This is a genomic window from Bradyrhizobium sp. in8p8 (assembly GCF_000426845.1).
Classification (GTDB): Bacteria; Pseudomonadota; Alphaproteobacteria; order Rhizobiales; family Xanthobacteraceae; genus Bradyrhizobium; species Bradyrhizobium japonicum_C.
In genome coordinates this window covers 1-26,206 of record NZ_AUGD01000027.1, presented here as the reverse complement: position 1 = coordinate 26,206, position 26,206 = coordinate 1, and the positions used below count along the sequence as shown (strand labels likewise).

Sequence of the window (26,206 nt, the reverse complement as noted above, 5' to 3'; positions counted from 1 at the left end):
GTGGGAGACAGCAATGCAAAATTGCGGCCGATCCGGCTGTTCGCCGCATTCGCTCCGGGCGACCATGTCCGCGCGCATCGCGAGGTATTGGCCCGCGGCACCGCATCGACCACGAGCCTGGCGTTTTCGGAGCAGCTGTTCAACTATTGCAAGGCCGCCGGATACCCCATTCTGGCCATCTCGTCCCATCCGCGCGTCGACCGCATCGAGGACGGGGTCATCATTGCCGAGAACCGGCGGAAGCAGCCCGGTGAGGCCCAGCCCTCGGGGCTTGCCTTCCACCTGCTCCAGCTCAAATGGGCCTGCTATCTCGCCTACCGGGCCTGGCGCTTCGGCGCCGATGTTGCCTTCATCGATTCCGGAACCAGCCACTACTTCGCGCTGACGCTATTTCGCCTCGCCGGCATTCGCGTCGTTGCGAACCTGCACAACGTGCTTTGGCCCCAGGGCTTTCCTCCCGCCTCGCTCTCCGGCCGCATCGTTCGAAGGCTGAACCAGCAATTCTTCCGCCGGATCGCCGCCGGCGCGATCGGCGTTTCTCCCGAATGCGAGCGACAGGTGCTGTCCGAGGCCCGCAACGCGATCCCTTTCTTCCAGTATCGCTGCCAGTTTAGCCGTGACGGATTCCATCAGGCGCAAGGCTATCGTGACGGACCGTTCCATCTCATGTTTGCCGGACGGGTCGAGGCCGACAAGGGCGTGTTCGACCTCGTCGCGATATCGGACATCCTGAAGACCCGGTGTACCACCCCTGTCGTGATCCACGTCTGCGGCGACGGCGGCGCGCTGCCCGCCTTGCGGGACCTGGTGCGAGGGAAGCAACTGGACGCGGCGATCATTATCCACGGTCACCTCGCGCGGGAGCGCCTCCTTGAGCTCTACCATTCCTGCCACGCCGTCATCGTCCCGACCACCAGCACGTTCCCCGAAGGCATGCCTCAGGTCTGCGCCGAGGCGGTGATCGCGGGACTGCCCATCGTGGCCAGCAAGGTCACCAACGCGCTCGACGTGCTGGGGCCGTCGATCGCTGAAGCCGAAACCAACGACCCCACCAGCTATGCCGACCAGATCCGCCGCCTCGCTACCGAGCCCGCGTTCTACGACCGGCTCCGCTCGGCCACGAAGGGGCTCTCCGTGCAGTTCTTCGACAGGACGCAGAGCTATCCGGCCGCTGTCGACCGGATGCTGTCGAAGCTCTTTGCCGACCAGACCCGGACGAGCGATTGGGGCCGCATCTACGGCGACCCGCCCGACGGAGCCGCGGCGCGGAGCGAGCCGCCGGGAACCGCGAGGTGGACGGCTTCGTGACCATCTGGGCAAAATCGCGAAAACAACCCCATGCACAGTAGCCGTCAACCGCGGTGAACGACGTATGTCACAGCATCGCTTGACACGTCGGGCAAAACAGCCGCGCCACATCGGGGGAGACACACTGAACCCTAGAGCGACACAATATTTCGCTCGATTCACCGTAGGATACTCCGCACAATGGGGCCATCGTACGTCTATCCACCAAACGCACTTGACACTTCTAGTGCGATATTTGCCTTAGCGCGCTTGATTAACCCAAATCGTCCGCTCGCCTCATTATTGAAACTGGAGCATTGATCAATGAGCTTGATTAAGGACCTTGTAAGACCTCTGGTACCTGAACAGATCCGCCGCAAAGTGCGCGAAGGCCGAGTGAATCGCGAAATCGAGATATGGAAAGAACTTGACCTGCAAAGAGAGCTGGATGGCTTGCGTGTGAGGGTCGTCAGCAAAGCGGACTGGACCGTCTTCAACGAAATCTTCGTCGAAGGCATTTATGACTCCATTATTCTGAGCGCTCTAAACAGATGCCCCTCAGACAAGTGCGTCAACGTGCTCGACCTCGGAGCGAATGTTGGATTTTTTACCTTACGTTTTGTGCAGCAAGTTTTTCGAAGCCACGTCCCGGATCGGCCGTTCGCCATCAATTGCGTCGAAGGAAGTCCGAGGGTGTACGCCGACCTTTGCGCCCGCCTTGCGGAAAATGCCCGGCTCAAAGGCCACGTTAGAACTCACCACGGTCTGGTTGGCAGACGCTCCGGCGACGCAGAGATGTACGAGAGTTCGTTTGGTGCCGGCAATTCTACTGTGCCTCAACATTGGTCGAAGCCCACGAAGGTCTCGTTCATCGATCTAGACACGCTGATACCCGACAAGATTGAGATTGATCTTCTGAAGTGTGACATTGAAGGAAGCGAGCAGGACTTTCAGAACACCTATCCGGATCTCCTGGCAAGAACTAAGCTCGCGGTCGTAGAAGTTCATAATGCATATATTGACGACAGACGGTTCAACGACGGCATGCGTCAGCGCGGATTTCAATTTCATGAAGTTCTTTGGAGCAGTGAGAAAGAAAAAGCTTCGCTCGTTGCGTATAGCCGAGAGCGGCCTTTGAGCTAGCAGCGACAGCTTATGGAAACGACATCAAAAGCGACCTTCGTCCTCTGCGTCGAGTCGGGAGTTCTAGAGGGCCAGACACTGCTGGCGATCGAGAGTCTGCAGCGCTTTGGCGGCCTAATGGCCAGCACCCCTGTCCTGGTCGTAACCCCCCGTAAAGGGCCCGCGCTCGCCCGGTACACGCGTCGCAAGCTGGACGAGCTGGGTGCCCGCTATGTGCGGCGAGACCTGCAGAACAGGTGCGACTGGTTCACTTACATGAACAAGGGTCTGGCTGCGTTGCTTGGCGAGGAACTGGCGACAACCGAGCAGGTGATCTGGCTAGACTCGGACGTGCTGGTGGTATCGGCGCCGGAACAACTCGTGCTCCAGCCGAATGAAGACCTGGCCTGCGCGGCCATCAACAAGAATGTCGGCTCCTCCGGCCCGGGCGACCCTCATGAACCGTACTGGCAGGCTCTGGCGGACGCATATCATGTCCCGCTCGACAGTCTGCCGTGGGCCGTCGGCCAGAGAGACAACGAACGGGTTCGGCTCAGACTTCATTCCGGCGTCTACTCTTTTCGACGGGGCATGGGAATCGGCAGGCAGTTTGTCCGCGACCTCGAGACCATGCTGGATAGCAAAGTGGCCTTCACACGACGCCTGCCGCAGCCGGGCGACGACGTCGCGCTGGCGTTCTCGGTGGTCCAGCTCGGGCTGAGATGGCGCAATTTGTCGCATTTCTGCAATTACCAAATGACGCCGTCGTCAACGACGTACAGCCGCGCCGAAGCTCCCAAGGCGAGCGTGCTTCACTACCATCACACGCTCAATTCGCAGGAAGGCTCGTCGTGGTTTCTGACTGAACTCGAGCAATTCAGGCCTGATGTCGCCGAGTGGCTTGGACCCCGATTGCCGCTGGTTTCCCGCGCCGGTGGAGTGCACCGCCTGCTGCAAAGAAGGCTGCTGCGTTCGCTCCGCTCCGCCGAGAAGCGAAAACACGAAGTGCAATGTCGCTTTGCAGTCCATGAATAGACACGCGCAAATTGGGCTCTCCCGCAATCCCTCGCTGCGACGACGGGTGATCGGCGCGGGGATCTGGAGCATCGGGGGATTTGGCGTCAACCTCGTCATCCGGTTCGGCGGAAATCTTCTCCTGACGAGACTGCTTGCCCCCGAGATGTTCGGGATCATGGCGGTTGCGACTGTCGTCATGGCAACGCTGACGGTGTTGAGTGACCTCGGCCTCAAACAAAGCGTCATTCAGAACCATCGCGGCGCTGATCCAACGTTTCTCAATACGGTCTGGACCATTCAGATCGTGCGAGGCGCCCAGCTTGCCCTGCTCGCGCTCGGGGTGGCAGCGCTCATGGCGGTCGCCCAGCACTATGGAGCGATTTCCTCGACCAGCGTCTATGCCGACAGCCGTGTGCCGTCCGTCATTGCCGTCGTTTCGGTGACAGCCATCGTGTCCGGCTTCGCATCGACGAAGACGATCGAGGCAGCCCGCAACCTGCAGATCAGGCGAGCAACGCTGGTCGAAATCGCCGCGCAGGTAATCGGCCTTGGCGTCATGCTTGGCTGGATCGCCCACGACCGCTCGATCTGGGCGTTGGTCGCCGGCAGTATTGCTTCCGCCAGCATGAGCACCGTTCTCAGCCACGCCGTCCTCTTCGGGCACCGCAATCGCTTGGCGTGGGACAAATCGACGGTTCGCGAGGTGGTCAAGTTTGGCAAATGGATGCTGCTAGGCTCGATCATCGGAGCCATGATCTCAAACCTTGACCGCGTCCTGCTGGCGGGGATGACCGACGCCGCCGCCCTCGGCGTGTACGCGATTGCGTTCAATCTCTACCTCTCGGCCGAGCACGTGCTCATGCGAGCCGTGTCCAGCATTGGTTATCCGGCCATCAGCGAGGTGGTTCGAAGCCGGCCGGAAAATCTGCAAGCTGCCTATTACAGGATGCACCGGATCGTGGCGCTTGCCGCCTATGCCGGCTTCGGCCTGCTCGTCGTCGCTTCCCCCCGGCTGATCGGTCTGCTTTATGATCAGAGATATTCCAATGCCGGGTGGATGCTGCAAATCCTTTCCATCGGGCTGCTGTTCGTACCGGCTCAACTGGCCCTGCAAACGTTCCTTGCCATGAACCGGCCGAAACTCAATACAGCGCTTGCCTCGCTTCGTCTTGCAACGATGCTTTGCGCCATGCCGATCGGGTTCAAGCTTTTTGGTCTTCCGGGTGCCCTGGTGGGACTGGCGGGGAGCAGCGTCGTCTGCATCCCCGTGATTGCATTTTTCAGCATTCGCCTGGGATTTTTCAATTGGCGACGCGAACTTTTTCCGCTGCCCGCCATCGCGCTTGGCCTTGTGGCAGGGGAATTTCTCCTCATGCTCCCAAAATGATCCGATCCATCAGCAAGATTGCAACAGCAATGATCGTCAGCCTCGAGAAGTTTGCATCATGACAGATACCACCATCGTGACATGCGTCGAGGCCGGGCCAATCGAAGCCCAGGTGCTCATGCTCGCCGAGTCTCTCAGGACCTTCGGCGGTCCGGCCGCAAAGGTCCCCTTCATTGCGGTCAAGCCACGTCGAGGGCCGCGAATTGGCTCAGCGACGCTGAAGGAGTTCAAGCGCCTCGGGGTCGAATTCATCGACGAGCGGCTGAACGTCGAGCTGGACTGGTGGAACAATGCCAACAAGAGCTGCGTGATGTCGCAGCTCGAAACCCGGGTGTCGACGCCCAACATCACTTGGATGGACGGCGACATGGTGGTGCTTCAGCAGCTCGACAAATTATCTCCGACCGCGGGCACTCAATTCATAGCCCGTGCCGGCGAAGGATATTTGGGTTCGGACGGCACTGACAAGAATGCTCCCTACTGGCGCAAACTGTGTGAGCTGATCGGAAGCGACTTCGATCGCTTTCCCGAGATCAACTCGTTTCCCGAGGGGCGCCGCATTCGCGCATATTGGCAGACCGGAATCTATACTTATGCCACCTCTACGCGGCTCGGCGAGGCTCACTACGCCACGATCAAGAAATTGCTTTCAAGCAGCATCGGATCGCGCGAAGCTGGTATCTACCATCAGGATCAAGTCTCGATTTCGCTCGCGGTTCAGAAATTGGAGCTTAGACATTCCGAGTACGACGCGCGATTGAACTTCAACGTCAATACTCTCGCCAAGGAAAATGCTGATCTCATACCCATGTCGGAGGTGAAAATTCTGCATTATCACAACACATTCTATCGTGAAGGTCTCGACTGGGCTAAGCTTTATCTCCGCCAGCTTCCCCAGGACCGCCGAGAACTGATCGAAAAATACATACCCCTGACCGCCAACGCGTCGTACCCTGCAAGAGTTCATAGGGCTTTACTCAGGTGGGTCCGCAAGAAACGAGTCGATGAATTCAAGAAGCGAGCGGTGCTCCACTGACCCCAATAGGGCAGCGTTGGGAATTTTTCCATGTCATTCTTTCGACGATTGCAGATCAATCTTGACGACGTCCGCCGATATGGACCGCAATTCCTGAAGCGACATCTGCCACGAATTACGGGGGCGGATACAGCAGTCATTCGCGCCGGATCTCAAGCCATCCATGTCAGGGCCGGCGAATCCGACACGGCCGCCATCCGCGGCGTCTTTGGCGCCCGGCAGTATGAACTCGGATTGCCGGAACTCAAGAGACGAGTGAACGATCGGTATGATGCAATTATCCGCTCGGGCGAGGTCCCGGTCATCGTGGACGCCGGAGCCAATATCGGCGCCGCTTCCCTCTGGTTCAAAGCAAACTACCCCCGATCTGCCGTCGTAGCAGTGGAGCCGGAGCCGGGAAATTTTGGCGTTCTTTCAAGAAATGCGTCTTTAGCTCAATCGATTTTTCCTATCCAAGCCGCGATCGGCTCCGAGCCCGGTTTCGTTACGATCCAAGCAGGAGATCTGGGCTGGGCCACGCGCGTCGAACGCGCATCAACTGGCCTTCCAATTATCACCATGCAGCAGGCCTTTGCCAGCGTCCCCAGAGGGACACCGTTCATAGCGAAGATCGATATCGAGGGGTTTGAACAGGAATTATTCTCGAAGAACACCGAGTGGCTGGCGGATCTCGCTGTGGTTCACATCGAACCGCATGACTGGATGGTGCCTGGCAAAGGCACCAGCCTTTCGTTTCAAAAGGCCATCGCTAACTTCGATTTCGAACTGTTCCTTGCGGGCGAGGTCCTAACTTATGTGCGACACGGCAGCTTTGACTGACGGGGTCCCTCAACGTTGAATTCAACCATGCTTAGTGGATATCGCCATGAAGGTTGTTATCAACCTGCCGGAGCGAAACGACCGCCGGAGGGAAATTCAAAAGGAGCTTTCCAGGATCGGCTGGGAGGCGATCTTCTTGCCGGCGGTGAAACCGCCAGACGCAGGTACATTCCCGTCCATTGGCGCGCGCGGCTGCTTTCTGAGTCATCTCGAAGCGCTGGAACGTGCGCTAAGGTTGAACGCTCCCGAGCTCTATCTGCTCGAGGACGACCTGAATTTCGATATCAACTTCCTGGCGCAATGGGCATCGATCAAATCCGAGCTCGATCAGAAGGAATGGTCGATGTTCTATCCGGCTCCCGTGAAGCCGACTACAACCGGCCTCGTTGAGGCCGAGCCAACGACCCCAATTCCGTGTACTCATTTTTTGCTAGTCAATGGCAGCACCATACCAATCCTGGTCGCTCGGCTGCATGAGATTCTCGCCAATCGGCCAATGCATGTCGATGGGGCCTACAACACGATACGAGCCGAGCTTCCCTCGGTTCGCACATTTTGCCATTGGCCTCCCCTGGGTTACCAGCGGTCATCTCGCTCGGACATAACACCTGGGAGATTTGATCGTCATCGCTTTAGCTCCCAGGTCTTGAGCTTGGCTCGTCGTGTCAAGAATAGATTGCGTGGCCCCTGACGATCTAACGTAAGCGCTGTTCAGCGGCCACCTACCGGATGACGGGGTGATCTGCGAGTCTGCGGCTTGTTCGGACCGTTAGGCTTAGAATGAACACAGTACATACTGCTATCACGGAGCCGGTGCGGCGGCTTGAGGTCTTCACCGGAGCCGGTCGTCGGCGGAAGTGGAGCGACGAGGACAAGGCACGGATCGTCGCGGAGATCGTCGCGAGTGGTGACTCGGTGTGTTCCGTGGCTCGACGGCATGGATTGTCACCGCAGCAGCTGTTTGTCTGGCGACGTCAGTTGCGCGAAGCAGCAGGCGGTCATTCCGAAGCGGACGAAGTCCGGTTTGTGCCGGCAATGGTGGATGCCGTGGTGCCGGCGCCGACTGCTCACCGAGAGCGCAAAGCGGCGCGCTGCAAGGCCAAGGCGGATGACGGGGTCATCGAGATTGAAGTCGACGGCATCACGATCCGAGCCGGTCGTGGAGCGGACACGGCGATGATTGCGTCGATTGTCCAGGCGCTGAAGGCGAGCCGGTGATCGGCCCGTCGGGTGCGGTCCGGGTGATGGTGGCGACCAAGCCGGTAGACTTCCGCAAGGGCATGGAAGGTCTTGCGACCCTGGTGCGCGAGAGCATGGGGGCAGACCCATTCTCGGGAGCTGTCTATGTGTTCCGGGCCAAGCAGGCGGACCGGATCAAGCTGGTGTTCTGGGATGGAACGGGCCTGTGCCTGTTCGCCAAGAGGCTCGAGGATGGGACCTTCCGCTGGCCGAAGATCGAGGACGGCGTGATGCGCCTGTCGGCGGCGCAATTGTCGGCGCTGCTGGAAGGGCTCGACTGGCAACTTGTGCACGAGGCACGGGAGACGCCGGCGCCAGCTCAGCCCGGATAGCTGTTGGCAGTGCTGCGGCGAAGTGAATCAGGAGCGTCGGACGCGTCGCCAGATGGCGGCGAATATGCTCTGATTTGGGTGTGAAGGACGCCCTGCCTGACGATCCCGAGACGCTGAAGGCGATGCTGCTCGCCGAGCGATGCGAGAGCGAACGGCTGCGTCAGATCATCAAGGAAATGCAGCGACACCGGTTTGGCCGGCGGGCGGAGACGCTGCCCGAAGACGCCCGCCAGGGCATTGAGCTCGATCGTTCGACCTTGGCGGACTGGGTGGGACAGGCAGCCTTCCACATACGTCCGTTGCATGAGCGCCTCCTCGGCAAGCTCAAGCAACGGTCAAAGCTGTTCGCCGACGAGACGACGATGCCGGTGCTCGATCCCGGCCGCGGGCGCACCAAAACCGGTCAACTCTGGGCCTATGCTGCGGACGACCGGCCGTGGGGCGGCGCCGATCCGCCGGGCGTCGCCTATGTCTATGCCTCCGATCGCAAAGCCGAACGACCGATCGTCCATCTCGGTGGGTTCAAGGGGACTCTGCAGGTCGACGGCTATGCCGGCTACGCCAAACTCGCCGAGCGGGGCGACGTTGAACTTGCGTTCTGTTGGGCGCACATGCGCCGCAACTTCTATGAGCTCGCAACCCCTGGCCCGGCGCCCATCGCGAGCGAGGCGCTCAAGCACATCGCCGAGTTCTACGCGATCGAGAAGGACATCCGCGGTCGCAGCGCCGAGGAGCGTCGCCTCGTCCGGCAGCAGAAAAGCCGGCCGCTTGCCGATAGATTCCAAAAGTGGCTCCACACAAAGCTCGCCCTGATCAGCCAGAAGGGCAAGCTCGCCGAGGCCATCCGCTATGCGCTCTCGCGCTGGGAGGGCCTGACGCGCTTCATCGATGATGGCCGTATCGAGCTCGACAACAACGCTGTCGAGCGTTCGATCCGTCCGATCACGCTCAACCGAAAAAATGCGCTGTTCGCAGGCTCCGACGGCGGCGCCGAGCACTGGGCCATCATCGCCTCTCTGGTCGAGACCTGTAAGTCGAACGACGTCGATCCGCTCACTTACCTGACCGACGCACAGGTGCGATCAGCACGATAGCAGCGCGCTGGTCGCAATCGGGCCGGCATGTGAGCCAGTCGGCCTCTCAATAGACTTAGGATTTGTTAAAGGCTGCAATGGCTAACCACTGCGGCGCAGCCGAAGTTTGATGGATATCTTCCAGTACGGACCAGGAATTATTGGAGGGGGCCCCTCCCCCGAGTTGGAAACATGATGGAAACTCGCCACCCGCAGCCAAGAAGTTCTTGTAGTTTTTGGTCGTGTAGTCCTGCAAAGCGGCTACATTCTTTCCCGCCGCCCTCAAGGCATTGACCTGAGCATTGCTGCCATAATCGGCCGAGTATCCGCCCTCATACCCGCACATTCTCTTAACACCCAGACCGGCTGCCCATTTTGCAATATTGTTGTAGTAGTTCGCAACGCTGGAAAGGTTCGCCCAGCCGCTACCGCTCGCCAGCCCCGCGACGTATTTTCCTGGTGCCGTTTGATCTCCCGCAGCATAGGCAGCGGCGAGTGCAACTTCCTCCGCCCCTGGCTTCGAGCCACCGTAGAGCGTTGGCGCAATGTATTGAGCACAACAAACATGCGTGACCCAATTGCTTGCCGGGGAGCCGCCGCTAGCGACATACTTTGCTGACGTCAAGCGCGGATCCTGGCTGGTCTTGGGCAGCGCATTAAAAACCACCGTCTGTACACCGCATACGACATGGTATTTCGTGCGATCGTTGGAATAGACTTTGCTAACGGCTTGGCCCATGACCGACATGACCTTGCCCATCCAATTATGAACATCCGGTCCCCATCCATAGGCGCAAGCTTTGTTTATAGCGTAACCCGTCTGATAGAATCCGGGCGCGAAATTCCAAAGTTCATTGCATCCCTCGAATCGGGGAATCATCCATGATGGACCCTTGTCTCGAATGTATGTGGCAAGGCTGGCGGAAAAATCGGTCAGCGGATCCGCGGCGAGGTGCGGGAGCACGAAGTACGGGTGTGCCCCCATTTCCGCGCAGAGCTGCACGCAGACCTCTGGAGGCACTCCGGCTGAAAGGCCAGCCTCTCCTGTGCTAGGTCCTCCGCCGAATAGGAGCCAAGACCCCAAAGCTCCATCATACACGGCGGTCGCCCAAGCTCCTGAAAGTGGACTGTTGCTGGTCCCGAGCGTGCTGCCGCTCTGATCCTTCAGCGGCACCTTTGCCGTCGAATTCAGGCTGAGGGTGGGCTGACGGTTCGCAAAACAATCACCGGAAGCAGTTCCGCTCAGGGCCAGAGTCGTTCCCCGCGGTGTCGTCGCGATCTGGATGGTATCGGCATCGATAACATTGCTGACGAAGTAGTTGCCGCTAGGCGTGAGCGGCGATGGCAGCGTGGTCCCGCCGAAGCCAACCGGATCGTTCAAACTGAGGCCGTGAGCCTTCCAGACAATCACCGAACCCGCGCCGAACGTCACGCTCGTCTTGGGATACTTCTTGCTGGCGTTGAACTTGAAAGTAACCGTCTGCTTATCGGTGGGGGCGCCAGAACCAAGGGAAACGGCGAAATCGTCGCCGGAGTTGGTCGTAACGCCAGCGCAAATACTCGCGCGGAGTTCCTGACCTCCATAGGAAACATATCCGACTGGCTTGCGCGTGGCCCACGTCGTGAGGTTGCTGCTATTACCATATTGCCAGTTCAAAAAGCGGTAGACGGCGATATTCGACTCTCGCAAGCGCGCCTTGAACTGCGCGCCGAACACCTTGCCGGCCTGAACGTCGGCCTCGTCCGCAATATGGTAGAGCTTCATGTTAGTGATGCGGGGGCTACCAATGGACTGGATACCGATGGCAACTTGTGAGTCAGTCGTCGAGAAGACATAGCGGCCACTTCCCCCCGTGCTCGTCTTGCTGCCGCTAACCGGCACATTCTTAGTCAATATGTAGATCGTTCCATTGCCCTCCCATGTAACAACATAGTTCCCCGGACGCGCAGCTTGGGACGGTATATAGGTTACCAAATACTGGCCGCCATTACGGATGACAGTCGGGTACCCGTTCGCATCATGGTCCCGCGGGTCGACCATTCCGTTGCCTGCCGCGTATCGCCAAGTACCGGCTGACTTCAGGAGATTCAGGAACGGATATTCACCGGAGTTGCCGCTTGGGAAATTGAAGTTGATTTGCGTTTTCCCACCGTTAAACGCTGCGGCAGCAGGCAATTTTGAACCGCTTGCATCATTCCTGGCCGCGACCAGCGGCGCAGGCGCCGAGAACGCCTGCTTGAGCGAGATCGCTGACGTCGCTGTCACGCCGCCCAACAACTTCATGAGGTCGCGTCGGTTCATGTTCGAGAAGTGATCCATCGTCTAGCCCATGGTTCGCGGTTGGCTGGCCCATGCCATCGCAATAGAGCCTAGCGGCTGCGAATTTAAATCGAGTTGACGCGCCTGTCGCGAGTTCCCCCCTAATCTTGGCGCCTGGTTTACCAATCCGAGCTCATTCGACGTTAACCAAGGAGCCGCGCGTCGGACGCGGCTCCAATCGATCCGCCTGCGAACGCCGGGTCCGGCTCTTTTCCGGTTGCCTGTTTTGTGCAGCCCGAAGCGCCTCAGCGCGGCCCAGCAGCGCACCGGCGAACAGCCAGCTCGTCGGATTGATCGTGGCATTGGGAAGCAGGTCGATGAGGCCGACAGCAACGATGAGCGAAAGGACCGCGATAAACACTTGATCGCGCATGGAGCTTGCTTGCCGGACCGCGGGAATGGCCCGAAATACCGTCAGCGCCAGCAGTCCGAATTCGGCGAGAAAGCCGAACAGGCCGAAGCTTCCCATCGTGATGACCCAGTGGCCGTCCGAGAGGGTGACGTCCTTCCCGGTCTCGTCATAGATTCTCCCTCGACCAAACCGGCCCCAACCGAACCAGGGCCGCTCCGAGGCGCGATCCAGCAGCGCCTTCTCCTGGTCAAATCGGGTTTGGAGCGAGGCCTCGCGCTCGGCGCTGACGGCGCCTGCGGCATCGAGCAGGAACTGGGTGGGGAGCAGATCGGTCGCGCGCAACATCGGGTAGATCAGGGCTAGCGAGACCAGGACGCTGGCGATCCTCACCTGCGTGCGCGGCTTCAGGAACAGGATGGCGGGGGTGAGTACCATCGCATACACCAAGGAGCCGAGCGACTTGCACAGCAGCAACGTCAGGCCGAGCCATCCCGTGACCAGCGCGTGCGCGGCCGGCACCACCCGCTCGCGACACCGCCATAGCGCTGCAGAGGCGAGGATCGCGATCATGGCGAAGAACGCGATCTTCAGGCCATGGCCGAGAAAGACGACGGGACGAAACCCGCCGTCGCGCATCTGCTGCTCAAAGGAATGCGGGAAGTAGCCGTAGATCCAGACATGAAGCTGCGGGCTGAGCCGAACCTCGAGCAGCATGGGCAGCGTGTAGACCAGGCCGCCCAGCGTCAGCGCGCCAAGAATGATCCGATGGTCTTCCAGACCGGCGAGATAGCGGCGGCCGAGGAAGAACGGCAGCAGCATGATCAGCTGGGCCACGCTGGCCGAAAGGGCCTCGTAATGGCCGACGCCTGGAATGATGAAGAACCCGTAGCGGCCTCCGACCTGCAGGGCATCCCCATTGAACTCGGAGGTGATGAAGGGACCAACAAGAAGCGCCGCCAGCAAAAGCTCGGGAAGGCCGATCTTCGCCGCGGTCCGGCGGGCCGGCCGGCCTGCAATGAACAGACACCCGACCACCGCAATCATCGCCGGAATCGAGTTCTTGTCGAATGCCGGCACGCCCGGAAACTTGATCTCGGTGCCGACCGGCAGCAGTAGGTATCCGCCAAGGATGGTCCAGACCAGCGCCTGGTTGAGCGGCCGCGTCGCGAACAGGAAGATCGCGACCAGCGGCCACAGCGCCAGCGCGGCATAGGCAAAATAGTTTGGCGTGATCGGCAAGGCGGCGACATGCTCCTGGACGGCTGTAGTCTAGCCGGCTGCGGCCGCTCACGATAGGCGAGACCGGCCCTCCGGAAAGCCTACGGGGGCGCCCCTAACGCGACAACCTTAACGCGCCGCGGGACGGGCGGGCAGAGCAAAATTGCAGCGACAGGCCGGCCATGGCCGGAGGACCGCGTCGCAGCGCTCCGCGAGGCTGTCTCACCGTACCTCCCATGATAAACAGGGACAGCCTTCCGGACGGCCCCGCCGTCCCCCCGGCGCGATCAGCAGCCACGCCATGCGAGCGAATCCCGGGTGCGGGCCAAGTTGGCAAAATAAACCATCGTGTCATGATATCGGGTCATAGCTCTCGCTAGAAACCTGCGGCTGGTGTACTCGAAAGCGTCCAATTTGACCAATTGCAGCAATGCGATATTGCCCAATCATTGAGCGGTGACATACGATGAAAGCAGTCTTGTTGGCCGGCGGCCTGGGAACCCGCTTTGCGGAAGAAACCGACGTGCGGCCCAAGCCGATGATCGAGATCGGCGGCAAGCCGATCCTGTGGCACATCATGAAGATCTACTCGAGCCACGGCATCAACGAGTTCATCATCTGCCTCGGCTACAAGGGCTACGTCATCAAGGAGTACTTCGCAAATTACTTCCTGCATATGTCGGACGTGACGTTCGACATGGCGGCTAATACCATGACGGTGCACGAGGCCAAGGCCGAACCCTGGCGGGTCACGCTGGTCAATACCGGCGAGGACACCAAGACCGGCGGACGCCTGAAGCGGGTTCGGGACTTCGTCGGCGACGACGATTTCTGCTTCACCTATGGCGACGGCGTTTCCAACGTCGACATCACCCGGCTGCTCGCATTCCACCGTGACGAAAAGCGCCTCGCCACGATGACCGCCACACAGCCGCCGGGCCGCTTCGGCGCGGTGGACATCACCGGCACCGGCGTCAACCGTTTCATTGAGAAGCCGCGTGGCGACGGCAACTGGATCAACGGCGGCTTCTTCGTGCTGTCCCCCAAGGCGATCGACTACGTCGCGGGCGACGCGACGGTCTGGGAAAGCGAGCCGCTGGAGCGGCTCGCCGCGGAAGACCAGCTTTCTGCTTATCTGCATGCCGGCTTCTGGCACCCGATGGATACGCTGCGCGACAAGCTTTATCTGGAAGATCTGTGGAATCGCGGCGACGCGCCGTGGAAGGTCTGGTGATGACCAACGGTTTCTGGAACGGCAAGCGCGTCCTGCTAACCGGGCATACCGGCTTCAAGGGCGCCTGGTTGTCGCTCTACCTGGAGTCGCTCGGTGCGGACGTCACCGGCCTCGCGCTGGCGCCCGAGCAGCAGCCCAGCCTGTTCGAGGCCGCCGCAATCGAGAACGGCATCCGCTCGGCCATCGGCGACATTCGCGATCTTGCCACGGTCGAACGCGTCGTCGCGGATGCAAGCCCGGAGATCGTGATCCACATGGCCGCCCAGGCGCTGGTCCGCCGCGGCTATCGTGAACCGGTCGGGACCTACGCGACCAACGTGCTCGGCACGGTGCACGTGCTCGACGCGGTCCGACGCCTGTCGAAGGCGCGCGCGTGCCTCGTCGTCACCAGCGACAAATGCTACGAGAACCGCGAATGGCTGTGGCCCTATCGCGAGAACGAGCCGATGGGCGGACGCGATCCCTACTCGAACAGCAAGGGCTGCGCGGAGCTCGTCGTCGGCGCCTATCGCGCGTCCTATTTCGAAGAGGCAGGCATGGGGCTGGCCAGCGCGCGCGCCGGCAACGTCATCGGCGGCGGCGACTGGTCGCAGGATCGGCTGGTCCCGGATTTGATCCGCAGCTTCATCGAGGGCAAGCCCACCATGATCCGGCAGCCGGATGCAATCCGTCCCTGGCAGCACGTGCTCGAGGCCATTCACGGCTACCGTGCCCTGCTCGAGCGGCTCTGGAACGATCCGGCGGCTTACGCCGAGGGCTGGAACTTCGGCCCCGGCGACGCCGGCGCCGTTCCGGTAGGAATCATCGCAGACACGCTGGCGGCAAAATGGGGCGATGGCGCGGGATGGATCCGCGACAAGGACGCCGGCGTCCACGAGGCTCATCTGCTGAAGCTGGACTCGACCAAGGCCCGAACCCGGCTGGCGTGGCGGCCCAAGCTCGACATCGCGGACGCGCTGGACTGGATCGTGAAATGGCATCGCGCCCACCTCGCGCAGGCCGACATGCGCGATTTCACGCTCCGCCAGATCGAAAACTATCAGTCTCTTTGAACAGGCGACCGATGCATTTCACCTGCAACTTCTGCAAATCACCGCTGACGCAAACGTTCTGCGATCTCGGCACATCGCCGGTCTCGAACTCCTTCATCAGGGCGGAGAATGCCCAGGCCGCCGAGCCGTTTTATCCGCTCCACGTCTACGCATGCAGCGAGTGCTTCCTCGTCCAGCTGCCCGAGCACAAATCGGCCGGAGAAATCTTCACCGACGATTACGTCTACTTTTCCTCGATGTCCGACAGCTGGCTGGCGCACAGCAAGGCCTATTGCGAAAAAATGCGAGAGCGCCTCGCGCTGACCTCGAGCAGCCTCGCCGTGGAGATCGCCAGCAACGACGGTTATCTCCTGCAGTACTTCCACGGCATGGGCATTCCGGTGCTCGGCGTCGAGCCCTCCGGAAACGTGGCCGAAACCGCACGCAAGAAGGGCGTCGAGACGCTGGTGCGCTTCTTCGGCGTCGCGCTCGCCAACGAATTAAAGCAATCCGGCAGACAGGCGGACCTGCTGCTGGGAAACAACGTTCTGGCGCATGTCCCCGACATCAACGACTTCGTCGCCGGTCTCTCCATCGCACTGAAGCCCGAGGGCGTCATCACGATGGAATTTCCGCATCTGTTGCGTCTCGTCGAAGGCGTACAGTTCGACACCATCTACCACGAGCACTTCTCGTATTTGTCGTTGACGGCCGTGCAGCGCATCTTTGCCGCACACGACCTCGTCGTCTTCGACGTCGAGGAATTGCCTACACATGGCGGCTCGCTGCGCATCTTCGCTGCGCATCGAGGGTCGGCGCGCTCGACCGTCAGTTCGAGCGTGCCGCAACTTCTCGCGCGCGAGAAAGCTGCGGGACTGAACGACGTGAGCCGTTTCGCCGCATTTTCCGAGAGCGTGAAGGAAAGCAAGCGCCGATTGCTCGAATTCCTGATTCGCGCCAAACGGGACGGAAAACGCATCGCGGCCTACGGCGCCGCCGCAAAAGGCAATACGCTTCTCAACTACTGTGGCGTCCGCACCGACTTCATCGATTTCGTGGTCGATCGAGCAGCGTCGAAACAAGGCCGACTTTTGCCGGGGACACGAATTCCGGTGCTGGCACCGGAAGCGATCGACCGGGCCAAGCCCGACTATCTCCTCATCTTGCCCTGGAACATCCGCGACGAGATCATCTCCAGCATGTCGCACATTCGGGAATGGGGCGGAGCATTCGTGATTCCAATCCCTACAGTCGAGATCATACCGTGAGAATCACAGAAACTCCGGTTTCCGGCGCCTTCGTCATAGAACCGGAGCCGGCGTATGACGAACGCGGCGCATTTGCTCGCATCTTTTGCGAGCGCGAATTTGGTGCGCTCGGGCTGCATACGAATTTTCCGCAATGGAGCGTGTCACGCAATACTCTGAGAAACACGTTGCGAGGCATGCATTATTCGGTCGGGCAACACGCCGAAACGAAACTCGTGCGCGCAACGCGCGGCAAGGTCTACGACGTCCTCATTGATCTGCGCAAAGAGTCGCCAACTTATTGCCGATGGTTTGCAGTGACGCTGGATGCCCTGATCGGTCATTCCGTCTACATACCCGTCGGCGTCGCCCACGGCTTTCAAACGCTTACCGACGATAGTGAGGTTACCTATCATATCCATCCAGCTTTCGTGGCCGAGGCGGGTCGTGGGGTCAGGTGGAACGACCCGGCGTTCGGCGTCACCTGGCCAGATGCCCCAAAGCGGATTATCTCGCCGCGCGACGCGAACTATCCAGATTTCCAGTCATGGCAGTAGTCCTGTTGACCGGCGCGCGCGGTTTCGTCGGGCGCCAAATTGCGAAAGGGCTCGTTGCGCTGGGGATGGAGACGCACGCGCTTTCCTCGACGGAAGCCGATTTGTCCATCCCTGCTCATGCCTGGCATCGGGTCGACTTGATGGATACATCATCGACGCGAGCGCTCGTGGAAGCCTTGAGACCTACCCATCTCGTGCATGCCGCCTGGGATACGACGCACGGAGCCTTCTGGACCTCTGATGCGAATTACGCATGGGTTCGAGCAACTCTAGCACTGATGGAGGCATTTCAGGCTGCGGGAGGACGGCGATGGATCGTGGTGGGCTCTTGCGCTGAATATGACTGGCGCTTCGGATTTTGCTCGGAAGACACTACACCGCTAAATCCCGCCCAGCCCTACGGCGTCTGTAAGGCGTCGCTATTTCGTCTCTCTGAGGCGTTTGCCAAGAGTCATGACATCTCGATGGCATGGGCGCGCCTGTTCCTCCTATATGGCCCTCATGAGCGACCGCAGCGTTTGGTGCCATCGATTGCAAACGCGCTTCTGGCAGGTCGCGCGGCCGGCTGTAGCCGAGGCGATCAACTTCGCGATCTAATGCATGTAGAGGATGCGGGCCGTGCCATAGCCCGCCTTTCCGCCAGCGACGTTTCTGGTGCCATCAACATTGGGAGCGGTCACCCTATCCCCTTGTCGAGCGTGGGTCTTGAGATCGGAAAACAACTTGGCCGGCCTGAGTTGGTACAGTTAGGAGCCTTGCCGACGCGGCCGGATGATCCTCCGGTCTTGATTCCCGATACGAGAAGACTTCACACTGAACTTGGATTTAAACCACGTTTTGATCTCGCTAGCGGAATTGCTGATTCTATTGAGTTCTGGAGAAAGCAACCGATAGATCGGACCTCGTGATTATGAGCAATGAGACCAAGTTGTAATCACGTTTTTCCGTCGATCTCCTGACAGCAATGCCACGAGTTTTGTCGAACCATGCTGAAGAGGGAATCTATTTCCCTGAACCCACATCGGCCCGACAAGCATTGCTATTTGATTTACGATCATAGATCGCCATTGCCGATTCGCGCCGGTTGTCTTGGTCAGTCAATATATACTCTCCGGCAATCCAGGACTATCCTGTGCACTTCTTCTTTTCGGAAGACACGGCGATTGGCGCAAATCGCACACTTGTCTCGTCATGATAGTCAACGACGCTAATGCTCCATGATGGAATGGTTGAAAAGCCGAAGTCTCTATGTTCTCGATCTCACAGCCCTTCATTCGGCGTCCTGTCGGCACTACGCTGCTCTCGATCGGGCTGCTCCTCCTTGGCATCGTAGCTTACCGATTCCTACCGGTTGCATCCGTTCCGAACGTCGACTTCCCCACGATCTTCGTCTACGCGTTTCGTCCGGGTGCAGATCCGTCGATCATGGCCAGCACCGTGGCTGCACCGCTGGAGCGGCGGCTTGGCGAAATTGCCGGCGTCAAGCAGATCACATCGACGAGCACGCTCGGATTGACCAGCGTGCTGCTGCAATTCGACATCGGCCGCAGCCTCGATCGCGCCGCCCGGGACGTGCAAGCCGCGATCAACGCTTCGCTACCAAACCTGCCCAGCGATCTTCCGTCGCTTCCACGGTTCGGCAAGGCCAACACCTCCGGCGCCCCTGTCTACGTGCTCGCGCTTACATCCAAAACACTCTCGACGACGGCGCTCTATGACGTTGCAGACACGGTACTGTTGCAGCGCATCGCGCAGGTGCCGGGTGTCGGTAGTGTCACGGTCAGCGGAGCTGACCAACCGGCGGTACGAGTTCAACTCAATCCCGTTGCGCTTTCAAATGCGGGTATCGCCACCGATGACGTCAGGACCGCGATCATCAATGCCAATCCACTCGGGCCGGTCGGGGCCTTTGAGGGCGAGTTCCAGAGCGAGACGCTGGCACTCAATCGGCAGATGCGCACCGCAAAGGAGTTCCGTGACATCGTCATCAAAAGCTCCAGCGGCAATTTTTTGCGGCTCGCGGACGTCGCGGACATCGAAGATTCCGTGAAGAACGTGCGTTCCGTCGCGTGGTTCAACAAGCAAACCGCAGTCCTGATCGAGATCAGAAAGCAAGGCGACGCCAACGTCATTGACACCGTTGACGGCGTCAAGGCGCTCATTCCCGAACTGAAGCAATGGATCCCCGCCGGCGTCGAGATCTCCACCCTGGTCGACCGCACAGGAACGATCCGCGCCAGCGTCAGGGATATGCAATGGACCTTATTGGCCACGGGTTCCTGGTCATGGCCGTGGTATTTCTGTTTCTCCGCCGGCTTACTCCGACCATCGCGGCCGGCATATCGGTGCCGCTGGCCCTCGCCGGCACGTGCGCCGGGATGTGGGTTGCAGGCTTCTCGATCGACAATCTGTCGCTGATGGCGCTCGCGATTTCCATCGGCTTCGTGGTCGATGATGCGATCGTCATGATCGAAAATATGTATCGCAACCTCGAACGCGGAATGCTGCCGTTCCAGGCAGCCGAGGAAGGCGCCCGCCACATCGGGTTCACCGTGGTCGCCATTAGCCTATCGCTAATCGCGGCATTCACACCTCTGATCTTCATGGACGGCATCGTCGGCCGCCTGCTGCGCGAATTCTCGCTAACGCTGACCTTCGCGGTCCTGATATCGACGCTGGTATCGCTGACGGTGACGCCGATGATCTGCGCCCATTACATCCGGCATGCCACATCGGCCACAGTCACGCGGTTCGATCGCATCGTCGAGGACTGGCTGTCGGGCGTCCTCGCCTTCTACGCCCGAACCCTGCGAACCGCGCTTGAATTTCCGTCGGTGACGCTTGTCGTGTTCCTCGCTACCATCGGCCTCACCGTGACGCTCTACATCAAGGTGCCCAAAGGCTATTTTCCGACTGACGACTCCGGCTTCATCATCGGGGCAACGCGTGCCTCGGCCGACACTTCGTTTCAATCCATGCTGGAATTGCAACAAAAACTCGCGGATATCGTTCTTGCCGATCCGGCCGTTGCCGGTCTCGGCTCGGTGGTGGGAAGCGGCGGAGGCCCCGGAGGTCAGGGCGCAAACCGCGGCACCATGTTCATCAATTTGAAGCCGTCGGAGCAGCGTGGCCACGTCTCGACCGAAGTGGTGATCGACCGGTTGCGGCGCGCTCTCTATCCCGTGCCCGGCATTCGCCTGTTCATGTTCGCAGCACAAGATGTGCGCGCTGGCGGGCGGCCGAGCGATTCCAGCTACCAATATACGTTGACGAGCGCCGAGCTCGGCCTGCTTCAGAAATGGGCTCCGATCGTGGCCAAACGCCTGGAGAGCGTCGAAGGCATCACGGATATCTCTAGCGACCGCGATCCGGGGGGGCTACAGCTCACGCTCTCGATCGATCGCCAGAAGGCGTCGGCGCTCGGCGTCCGGGTCCAGGACATCGACAACGCGCTCAATAATGCGTTCGCGCAGCGGCAGATATCGATCATCTATACCCAGCGCAACCAGTACATGATCGTGCTGGAGATCGACCCGAAGTTCCAGGTCGATCCCTCCAACCTCGACCGCATCTATGTCGCCGGTGCGGGCGACGCCCAGGTGCCGCTCTCCGCCGTGGTGCATGCGTCGCGCGGGGTCGCGCCGCTGGCCGTCTATCACTCGCAGTCGTTCCCCTCGACCACGGTGTCGTTCAACCTGCTGCCCAACGTGCCACTGCAGGCGGCGACGCAGAACGTTCAGCGTGCGGCCGAGGAATTACACATGCCCGAGGGCATCCGCGGCAGCTTCGACGGCAATGCCGGCGACTTCGCCAGGACCACCGGCCGTCAACCGCTTCTGATCCTCGGTGCGCTGGTCGCGATGTATATCGTGCTGGGAGTACTCTATGAGAGCCTCGCTCATCCGCTCACGATCATCTCGACGCTGCCCTCGGCCGGGCTCGGCGCGCTGCTCGCGCTTCAGCTCACCAGCACGCCGCTGACGGTGATCGCCTTCGTCGGCATCATCCTCTTGATCGGCATCGTCAAGAAGAACGGCATCATGATGGTGGATTTCGCGCTCGATGCCGAGCGCCAGCGAGGTCTTTCGTCGGCCGAGGCGATCTTTGAAGCCTGCCAGGCGCGCTTCCGCCCCATTCTGATGACGACCATGGCGGCGCTATTCGCCGGCATTCCGCTCGTGGTCGCGACCGGCCCCGGCACGGAGCTGCGCCGCCCGCTCGGCATCACCATCATCGGCGGCCTGTTCGTCTCCCAGATCCTGACGCTCTACACCACGCCGGTGATCTACCTCCTGATCGACCGCCTGCGGCAGCGGCGAGCGCGTGATCGTCCGAAATTATCTGCGTCGGGTTAACTTGAGCACAAAATGTCGGTGACCGGATGACCACCTTGTCTATCACCGTTTTTTTTGCGGCAATGGCCGGGTGCGCCTTGGCTGTTCCCAGACCGAAGATCGAATCTAGGTCAACAAAATTGCGACTTGCCGCCCTCAGTTTGAGAGGAGGGGCACTTTTGTTAAATAGCGCACACAAGAGCGAGCAAATTTTGTGCATTTAAGTTCATTGACTTATTTGTCAAGCCGCGGGAGATTAATGAACTAATTTTAATCAACTTTTATTTTGAGGTGAGAAATGAAATTCCCAAGATTCCCACTTCTCTCTGCATCGATAGGCATCGCGTTAGGGGCAGCATCTGCAACTGGCGCATCTGCTGACACCTGCGTCGGAAACTGCGGCACCTTGGGTGCTAATGGCGTGGTGACCACTTCGCCGCTGGGTGGCTCATACCAGTACATCTCGACAAATGGCGGCGTTTTTGGCGAAGGCCAGTTGGCGAGCGTTGGAGGCACCAACGGATCCCAATTCACGACGTCGCAGTTTTCCGCAAATGCCGGCTCAGTTCTGAACTTCTACTTCAACTACGTCACCTCAGACGGTGCAGGGTTCGCGGATTACACATTCGCACAACTCCAGCCCTTGGCGGGCTCCGCCATCACGCTCTTTACGGCACGCACGACAACGGTTGGTAACACCAGCCCGGGCTTTGGCTTGCCGAATAACGATCCTGGCGTAACGCTCACGCCTGCTTCAACAGCCATCATTTCCGGCCCGCCGGCGTGGTCAGCCTTGGGAGGCTCGTCCGGTACCTGCTACGACACCGGCTGTGGCTATACGGGTTGGATCCAATCAACATATACAATCCAAGACGCCGGGCTCTACTCTCTCACATTCGGGGTAACCAACTGGGACGATCAACTTTACGATTCGGGTTTGGCATTTGCTGGAGTGACTGTCGATGGAACGCCGGTTAGCGGAGTGCCAGAACCCTCAACCTGGGCGATGATGATTCTTGGCTTCGCCGGGGTCGGGTTGGTGACCTATCGCCGTCGCAATCAGAGGTCTACACTCACCGTGGCCTGATAAACCAACCGCCTCGGGACACCTGAAGACTTAGCGGCCGTGGCATGATGAATGTCCATGGCCGCTTTGTATGCTTTTTATGCTTAGCACCGTTCCCGGCGATCGGCAGCTTGATGATCGGCTTCGCCTGCCGCTGTTTTGCGCACACACCGGGCCAAGGATTGAACATTGCCCCAAAATGTTAGGAAGATCCGCGACCGAGCCGGTCGCAATCTCAGAAGCCCCGGCCGGTTTCCTCGGCGGGATCTTTTTGTTTCTTCTGACGGAAGCGAACAGTCCGCCGTCTGACATACACGCCGGGCCTACTAGCATCGGCTTGCGCGACCCAAGGTCCCGCCCGAAGACCGCTGGCCCTACCATTCCCCAAGAGCGGCCCCAAAGGCTGGCGACCCACCGCGAGCCCCGCGCGCGCTGACGCTTCCCCGATGCCGATCCGCTGGGCCCTGAGGCGGCGGCTTCGGCGCGGCCAATTCCATCGCCTGCGCACGCTGGCGAAGCGCCCTGCTCTTGCCTCGGTGCCGCCTGATGTCGTTTGGAGCGCGTGTGCAAGTCGGTCTCCAGAACTCACTCGAAGTCTTCCGTCGAGATCGCCTTATCATTCGTAACCCTCCGGTGAGGGCCGCGGTCAGCAAAGTTTCGGGCGATGGCGTTTCAGTGGGTACCGAACTCAGGCCGAAGCTGGACTAGTAGTTGGGCAACCTGATCGCTCTTCTCAGCTAGGCGCCCGTGGTCGGTTAATCCCATATGCTCGGTGGCGACAATATAGAGATAGCCGGAGATTTCGCTCGCGGTCGCACCTTCGTCCATCAGCATGACGTAGGCCCTATTTGCGTAGGTGTCATACTCGTCGGTGGCCTGTGGTATGCCGTAGACCCCGATAGGGTCCCAGTCGCGAAGCAATATCTCACGGACACGAGCACGGTTCTCTCGTGATTGATACTTGTTTCGTCCGTGAGCCATTGTCTTGCCCTATGCTGCAACTGCTTCTGCTGATCCCGGTGTCCAATTCCAGGGCAGCAGCTCGTCGAGCCGATGAGCTGGGTGGGCGGCGATGCAGGCAAGGATATCCGTGAGCCATGCTTGCGGATCAATGCCGTTCATTTTGGCCGTGACGATCAAGCTATACATGGAAGCCGCACGCCGACCACCGCGGTCAGAGCCGCAGAACAGCCAGGCCTTTCGCCCGAGAGCTATACCTCTTAGTCCTCGCTCGGCGGCATTGTTGGAGAGGCAAACCCGCCCGTCCTCGAGGAAGAGAGTGAAGCTCGCCCATCGCTTCAGGATGTAGTTGAACGCCTTGGCCAGGTCGTGCCCACGGGACAGCTTGGCAAGCTGCTCCCGCATATAGACCTGAAGGTCCTCGACCAGAGGCCGGCTCAGCGTCTGTCGCGTCTCCAGACGCCCCTCGGGGCTCCTGCCATTGATGGAGCGTTCGATCTCGAACAGCGCATCGATCCGCCGCACGACCTCGACCGCGATGGGCGAGAGTGGGATCTCCTTTTTACCGGCGGCCTTGCGACGCGCATTCTCTTCGATGTCGGCCATGGCGAAGAATGGACGCCGCGCATGGACCCAACATGCGGCCTCCCGGATCAGTCCGGGCTGGCGCCCCGCCAGATAGAGCTGGTTATACCCATCATAGGCGTCGGCCTGCAGGATGCCGGCATACCGGGCCAGATGCGCCTGGGGATGCTCGCCCCTGCGGTCGCGGGAGTAGTAGAACATCGCCGCCGGCGGGCCGGTGCCGCCAAACGGCCGGTCGTCCCGGACGTAGATCCAGCACCGCCCCGTATCGGTCTTGCCCTTGGCCAGCACCGGCACGGTCGTATCATCGGCATGCAGGCGCTCGGCCGCCATGACATGAGCTTCGACCAGGCGCATCAGGGGATCCAGCGACGCGCAGACCGATCCCACGGCGTCCGCCATGGTCGACAGCGCGATCGGCACGCCTTCGAGGGCGTAGCGCTCAGCCTGGCGGTTCAAGGGCTGATGTTGGCCGAACTTCTCGAACATGATCATGGCCAACAGGCTCGGGCCGGCCCATCCCCGGGCGACAGCATGGAATGGCGCCGGCGCCTGGCTGATCTTCTCGCAGTCGCGGCAGGAGAACTTCTCCCGCACCGTTTCGATCACCTTCCACTGGCGCGGCACCACTTCCAGTGTCCTCGTCACGTCCTCGCCGAGCTTGCGCAGACGATTGCCGCCACAGCACTGGCAAGCCGTCGGCGGCTCGATGACCACTCGTTCGCGCGGTAAATGCTCAGGGAAGGTCTGTCGTTCGCCTCGCTTGCGCGTAAATCCGCGCACCGTCGTCGCCTTGGCCACAGCGTGCTCTGCCGCCAGCTCGTCTTCAGTGGCATCACTTTCCAGCTCTTCGAACGTCAAAGCCAACTGCTCGATCAGGCGCGACGAACGCTCCGACCGCTGGCCGTAGATCTGATGCTTTAGCTTGGCGATCTGCAGCTTCTGCTGGGCGATCAGCGCTTCGTCCTCAGACGACTTCGCGCGGGCGACCGCGAGTTCAGCTGCGATCTCCAAAGCCTTCGCGCGCTCGGCTGCCAGCGCCGCTTTCAGGGCGGCAATGTCATCCGGAACAGTGTCGCGCCCAGCATCCATGCGACACAGTGAATCACAGATTGGAAGCGTTGGGACTCCCCAAAAATGCAAAATCTGCTGGATTTTGTGCTCAACCCGCGCTTCTCGGTCGCCAGCTCAGTTGTGGATTCCGCCAGTCGATCCCTTCCAGCATATAGGCCATCTGCGCCGCTGAGATCGATACCGCGCCGTCTGACGCCGAAGGCCAGATGAACTTGCCTCGGTCCAGGCGCTTGGCATAGAGCGACATGCCCAACCCATCATGCCAAAGAATCTTGACCAGATCGCCGCTGCGGCCTCGGAAGATGTAGAGATCGCCGGCATGGGGATCGCGCTTCAGGCTCTCCTGCACCGTAAGAGCCAGGCTCCGCATGCCGCGGCGCATATCGGTGTGGCCGGTCGCGATCCAGACCCTGACGCCGCTCGGAATCGGAATCATCGTCGTCGCAAGAGCTCAAGAACCTGCTGCAGCGCCTCAACGTCCACGTCACGGTCAACGCGAACACGACAGCCGCCCCCGAGCTCAATCTCGATGATTCCAGCCCTTGCACGCTGCGCAGGCGGTGAAGACGCCAGTTGTGGTGTGCCGCTCGAGATCGGAGCCGCTACAGGTGTGATCTCGACGGGAACAAGAGCAGGCGCAGCATCTCCGCCCAGTCGCCCCTGGCGCGCTTGTCGACGCCAGGTGAACAGCAGGCTATGAGCCACCCCGTGCCGGCGTGCCACCCCGCAGACCGTCTCGCCGGGCTGCAAGGTCTCTTCGACAAGACGGACCTTCTCGTCGTAACTCCATCGCCGCCGACGCTCGGCGCCCAACACATTGACCTGCATTCCCGACGTGACCTTAAAGCTAGACTTAAGGTCAAATCCTCAGGCCGTCTCGCAAATTACGCAAGGCGGCCTTCGCCGGAGAGATACT

At 60.2% G+C, this 26,206-nt stretch carries 21 protein-coding genes and 2 pseudogenes; 17 read left to right on the top strand and 6 right to left on the bottom strand.

Annotation, left to right across the window (positions count from 1 at the left end; all coding sequences use genetic code 11):
• The 10 genes and pseudogenes from K408_RS0134340 to tnpC (K408_RS41560) all read left to right on the top strand — a co-directional run.
• Positions 1 to 1,308, top strand: a complete 1,308-nt coding sequence (locus tag K408_RS0134340; protein ID WP_196232442.1) for a glycosyltransferase family 4 protein — start codon at positions 1 to 3, stop codon at positions 1,306 to 1,308.
• Between the two features lie 303 nt (positions 1,309 to 1,611).
• On the top strand, positions 1,612 to 2,430 hold the full coding sequence (locus tag K408_RS0134335; protein ID WP_024343123.1) for an FkbM family methyltransferase: 819 nt from the start codon (positions 1,612 to 1,614) through the stop codon (positions 2,428 to 2,430).
• A gap of 12 nt (positions 2,431 to 2,442) precedes the next feature.
• The gene (locus tag K408_RS43010; protein ID WP_024343122.1) at positions 2,443 to 3,444 is read left to right on the top strand and encodes a GT-B fold glycosyltransferase domain-containing protein; all 1,002 of its coding nucleotides are present in this window, start codon (positions 2,443 to 2,445) and stop codon (positions 3,442 to 3,444) included.
• Positions 3,437 to 4,813, top strand: coding sequence for an oligosaccharide flippase family protein (locus K408_RS0134325; protein WP_029674709.1), 1,377 nt, complete (start codon positions 3,437 to 3,439; stop codon positions 4,811 to 4,813). The genes K408_RS43010 and K408_RS0134325 overlap by 8 nt, the downstream gene beginning before the upstream one ends.
• Before the next feature lie 58 nt (positions 4,814 to 4,871).
• Complete coding sequence (locus K408_RS0134320; protein ID WP_024343120.1) at positions 4,872 to 5,849, top strand: GT-B fold glycosyltransferase domain-containing protein; 978 nt, start codon at positions 4,872 to 4,874, stop codon at positions 5,847 to 5,849.
• A gap of 30 nt (positions 5,850 to 5,879) precedes the next feature.
• The gene (locus tag K408_RS40535; protein WP_024343119.1) at positions 5,880 to 6,668 is read left to right on the top strand and encodes an FkbM family methyltransferase; all 789 of its coding nucleotides are present in this window, start codon (positions 5,880 to 5,882) and stop codon (positions 6,666 to 6,668) included.
• Between the two features lie 46 nt (positions 6,669 to 6,714).
• A complete protein-coding gene (locus K408_RS0134310) occupies positions 6,715 to 7,359 on the top strand; it encodes a glycosyltransferase family 25 protein (RefSeq protein ID WP_029674707.1) in 645 nt (214 codons plus the stop codon).
• Between the two features lie 89 nt (positions 7,360 to 7,448).
• Entirely contained in the window at positions 7,449 to 7,886 is a 438-nt protein-coding gene (gene tnpA / locus K408_RS0134305) for an IS66-like element accessory protein TnpA (RefSeq protein ID WP_024343117.1), read from the top strand.
• Entirely contained in the window at positions 7,883 to 8,239 is a 357-nt protein-coding gene (gene tnpB, locus K408_RS0134300; protein ID WP_024343116.1) for an IS66 family insertion sequence element accessory protein TnpB, read from the top strand. Before tnpA (K408_RS0134305) ends, tnpB (K408_RS0134300) begins: the two co-directional genes overlap by 4 nt.
• A gap of 122 nt (positions 8,240 to 8,361) precedes the next feature.
• Positions 8,362 to 9,321 (top strand): annotated as a pseudogene (gene tnpC, locus K408_RS41560) (IS66 family transposase); the annotation flags it as partial.
• A gap of 67 nt (positions 9,322 to 9,388) precedes the next feature.
• Here tnpC (K408_RS41560) and K408_RS0134290 read toward each other — a convergent pair.
• Both K408_RS0134290 and K408_RS39490 read right to left on the bottom strand, forming a co-directional pair.
• Complete coding sequence (locus K408_RS0134290; protein WP_024343114.1) at positions 9,389 to 11,632, bottom strand: hypothetical protein; 2,244 nt, start codon at positions 11,630 to 11,632, stop codon at positions 9,389 to 9,391.
• Positions 11,633 to 11,765: 133 nt separating this feature from the next.
• Positions 11,766 to 13,223 carry a hypothetical protein gene (locus K408_RS39490; protein WP_024343113.1) on the bottom strand — a complete coding sequence of 486 codons (1,458 nt, stop codon included), beginning with the start codon at positions 13,221 to 13,223 and terminating at the stop codon, positions 11,766 to 11,768.
• Positions 13,224 to 13,668: 445 nt separating this feature from the next.
• Here K408_RS39490 and rfbF point away from each other — a divergent pair, with 445 nt between their 5' ends.
• The 7 genes and pseudogenes from rfbF (at position 13,669) to K408_RS41550 (ending at position 22,692) form a co-directional block, all read left to right on the top strand.
• Positions 13,669 to 14,436 (top strand): glucose-1-phosphate cytidylyltransferase, encoded by a 768-nt coding sequence (gene rfbF, locus K408_RS0134280; RefSeq protein WP_024343112.1) that lies wholly within the window; start codon positions 13,669 to 13,671, stop codon positions 14,434 to 14,436.
• Positions 14,436 to 15,488 carry a CDP-glucose 4,6-dehydratase gene (gene rfbG / locus K408_RS0134275; protein ID WP_024343111.1) on the top strand — a complete coding sequence of 351 codons (1,053 nt, stop codon included), beginning with the start codon at positions 14,436 to 14,438 and terminating at the stop codon, positions 15,486 to 15,488. Before rfbF ends, rfbG begins: the two co-directional genes overlap by 1 nt.
• 11 nt (positions 15,489 to 15,499) lie before the next feature.
• Positions 15,500 to 16,735, top strand: a complete 1,236-nt coding sequence (locus K408_RS0134270; protein WP_024343110.1) for a class I SAM-dependent methyltransferase — start codon at positions 15,500 to 15,502, stop codon at positions 16,733 to 16,735.
• Positions 16,732 to 17,271, top strand: a complete 540-nt coding sequence (locus K408_RS0134265) for a dTDP-4-dehydrorhamnose 3,5-epimerase family protein (RefSeq protein ID WP_024343109.1) — start codon at positions 16,732 to 16,734, stop codon at positions 17,269 to 17,271. Before K408_RS0134270 ends, K408_RS0134265 begins: the two co-directional genes overlap by 4 nt.
• Entirely contained in the window at positions 17,262 to 18,179 is a 918-nt protein-coding gene (locus tag K408_RS41555) for an NAD-dependent epimerase/dehydratase family protein (protein ID WP_080654995.1), read from the top strand. The genes K408_RS0134265 and K408_RS41555 overlap by 10 nt, the downstream gene beginning before the upstream one ends.
• Before the next feature lie 340 nt (positions 18,180 to 18,519).
• Positions 18,520 to 21,626: pseudogene (locus K408_RS39485) on the top strand (efflux RND transporter permease subunit).
• A 277-nt stretch (positions 21,627 to 21,903) separates the two neighbouring features.
• Positions 21,904 to 22,692, top strand: a complete 789-nt coding sequence (locus K408_RS41550) for an NF038132 family protein (RefSeq protein ID WP_080654926.1) — start codon at positions 21,904 to 21,906, stop codon at positions 22,690 to 22,692.
• Between the two features lie 651 nt (positions 22,693 to 23,343).
• Here K408_RS41550 and K408_RS0134250 read toward each other — a convergent pair.
• The 4 genes from K408_RS0134250 to tnpA (K408_RS44455) form a co-directional block, all read right to left on the bottom strand.
• On the bottom strand, positions 23,344 to 23,505 hold the full coding sequence (locus tag K408_RS0134250) for a hypothetical protein (RefSeq protein WP_245269062.1): 162 nt from the start codon (positions 23,503 to 23,505) through the stop codon (positions 23,344 to 23,346).
• Positions 23,506 to 23,661: 156 nt separating this feature from the next.
• On the bottom strand, positions 23,662 to 25,308 hold the full coding sequence (tnpC, locus tag K408_RS0134245) for an IS66 family transposase (RefSeq protein ID WP_024336871.1): 1,647 nt from the start codon (positions 25,306 to 25,308) through the stop codon (positions 23,662 to 23,664).
• A 70-nt stretch (positions 25,309 to 25,378) separates the two neighbouring features.
• Positions 25,379 to 25,726: an IS66 family insertion sequence element accessory protein TnpB gene (tnpB, locus tag K408_RS0134240; protein WP_018272609.1), complete on the bottom strand. Its 348-nt coding sequence runs from the start codon at positions 25,724 to 25,726 to the stop codon at positions 25,379 to 25,381.
• Entirely contained in the window at positions 25,723 to 26,118 is a 396-nt protein-coding gene (gene tnpA / locus K408_RS44455; RefSeq protein ID WP_024336872.1) for an IS66-like element accessory protein TnpA, read from the bottom strand. The genes tnpB (K408_RS0134240) and tnpA (K408_RS44455) overlap by 4 nt, the downstream gene beginning before the upstream one ends.
• Between the last annotated feature and the right edge of the window lie 88 nt (positions 26,119 to 26,206).

What these genes read in the sequence shown, in the direction of transcription:
- K408_RS0134270 (WP_024343110.1), top strand. Translation starts at nt 15,500, where the DNA reads ATGCATTTCACCTGCAACTTCTGCAAATCACCGCTGACGCAAACGTTC.
- tnpA (WP_024336872.1), bottom strand. Translation starts at nt 26,118, where the DNA reads ATGCAGGTCAATGTGTTGGGCGCCGAGCGTCGGCGGCGATGGAGTTAC.
- K408_RS0134310 (WP_029674707.1), top strand. Translation starts at nt 6,715, where the DNA reads ATGAAGGTTGTTATCAACCTGCCGGAGCGAAACGACCGCCGGAGGGAA.
- K408_RS0134250 (WP_245269062.1), bottom strand. Translation starts at nt 23,505, where the DNA reads ATGCTGATGGACGAAGGTGCGACCGCGAGCGAAATCTCCGGCTATCTC.
- K408_RS43010 (WP_024343122.1), top strand. Translation starts at nt 2,443, where the DNA reads ATGGAAACGACATCAAAAGCGACCTTCGTCCTCTGCGTCGAGTCGGGA.
- K408_RS0134320 (WP_024343120.1), top strand. Translation starts at nt 4,872, where the DNA reads ATGACAGATACCACCATCGTGACATGCGTCGAGGCCGGGCCAATCGAA.
- K408_RS0134290 (WP_024343114.1), bottom strand. Translation starts at nt 11,632, where the DNA reads ATGGATCACTTCTCGAACATGAACCGACGCGACCTCATGAAGTTGTTG.
- tnpB (WP_018272609.1), bottom strand. Translation starts at nt 25,726, where the DNA reads ATGATTCCGATTCCGAGCGGCGTCAGGGTCTGGATCGCGACCGGCCAC.
- tnpC (WP_024336871.1), bottom strand. Translation starts at nt 25,308, where the DNA reads ATGGATGCTGGGCGCGACACTGTTCCGGATGACATTGCCGCCCTGAAA.
- tnpA (WP_024343117.1), top strand. Translation starts at nt 7,449, where the DNA reads ATGAACACAGTACATACTGCTATCACGGAGCCGGTGCGGCGGCTTGAG.
- K408_RS0134325 (WP_029674709.1), top strand. Translation starts at nt 3,437, where the DNA reads ATGAATAGACACGCGCAAATTGGGCTCTCCCGCAATCCCTCGCTGCGA.
- rfbF (WP_024343112.1), top strand. Translation starts at nt 13,669, where the DNA reads ATGAAAGCAGTCTTGTTGGCCGGCGGCCTGGGAACCCGCTTTGCGGAA.
- K408_RS41550 (WP_080654926.1), top strand. Translation starts at nt 21,904, where the DNA reads ATGAAATTCCCAAGATTCCCACTTCTCTCTGCATCGATAGGCATCGCG.
- K408_RS40535 (WP_024343119.1), top strand. Translation starts at nt 5,880, where the DNA reads ATGTCATTCTTTCGACGATTGCAGATCAATCTTGACGACGTCCGCCGA.
- K408_RS0134335 (WP_024343123.1), top strand. Translation starts at nt 1,612, where the DNA reads ATGAGCTTGATTAAGGACCTTGTAAGACCTCTGGTACCTGAACAGATC.
- rfbG (WP_024343111.1), top strand. Translation starts at nt 14,436, where the DNA reads ATGACCAACGGTTTCTGGAACGGCAAGCGCGTCCTGCTAACCGGGCAT.
- K408_RS41555 (WP_080654995.1), top strand. Translation starts at nt 17,262, where the DNA reads ATGGCAGTAGTCCTGTTGACCGGCGCGCGCGGTTTCGTCGGGCGCCAA.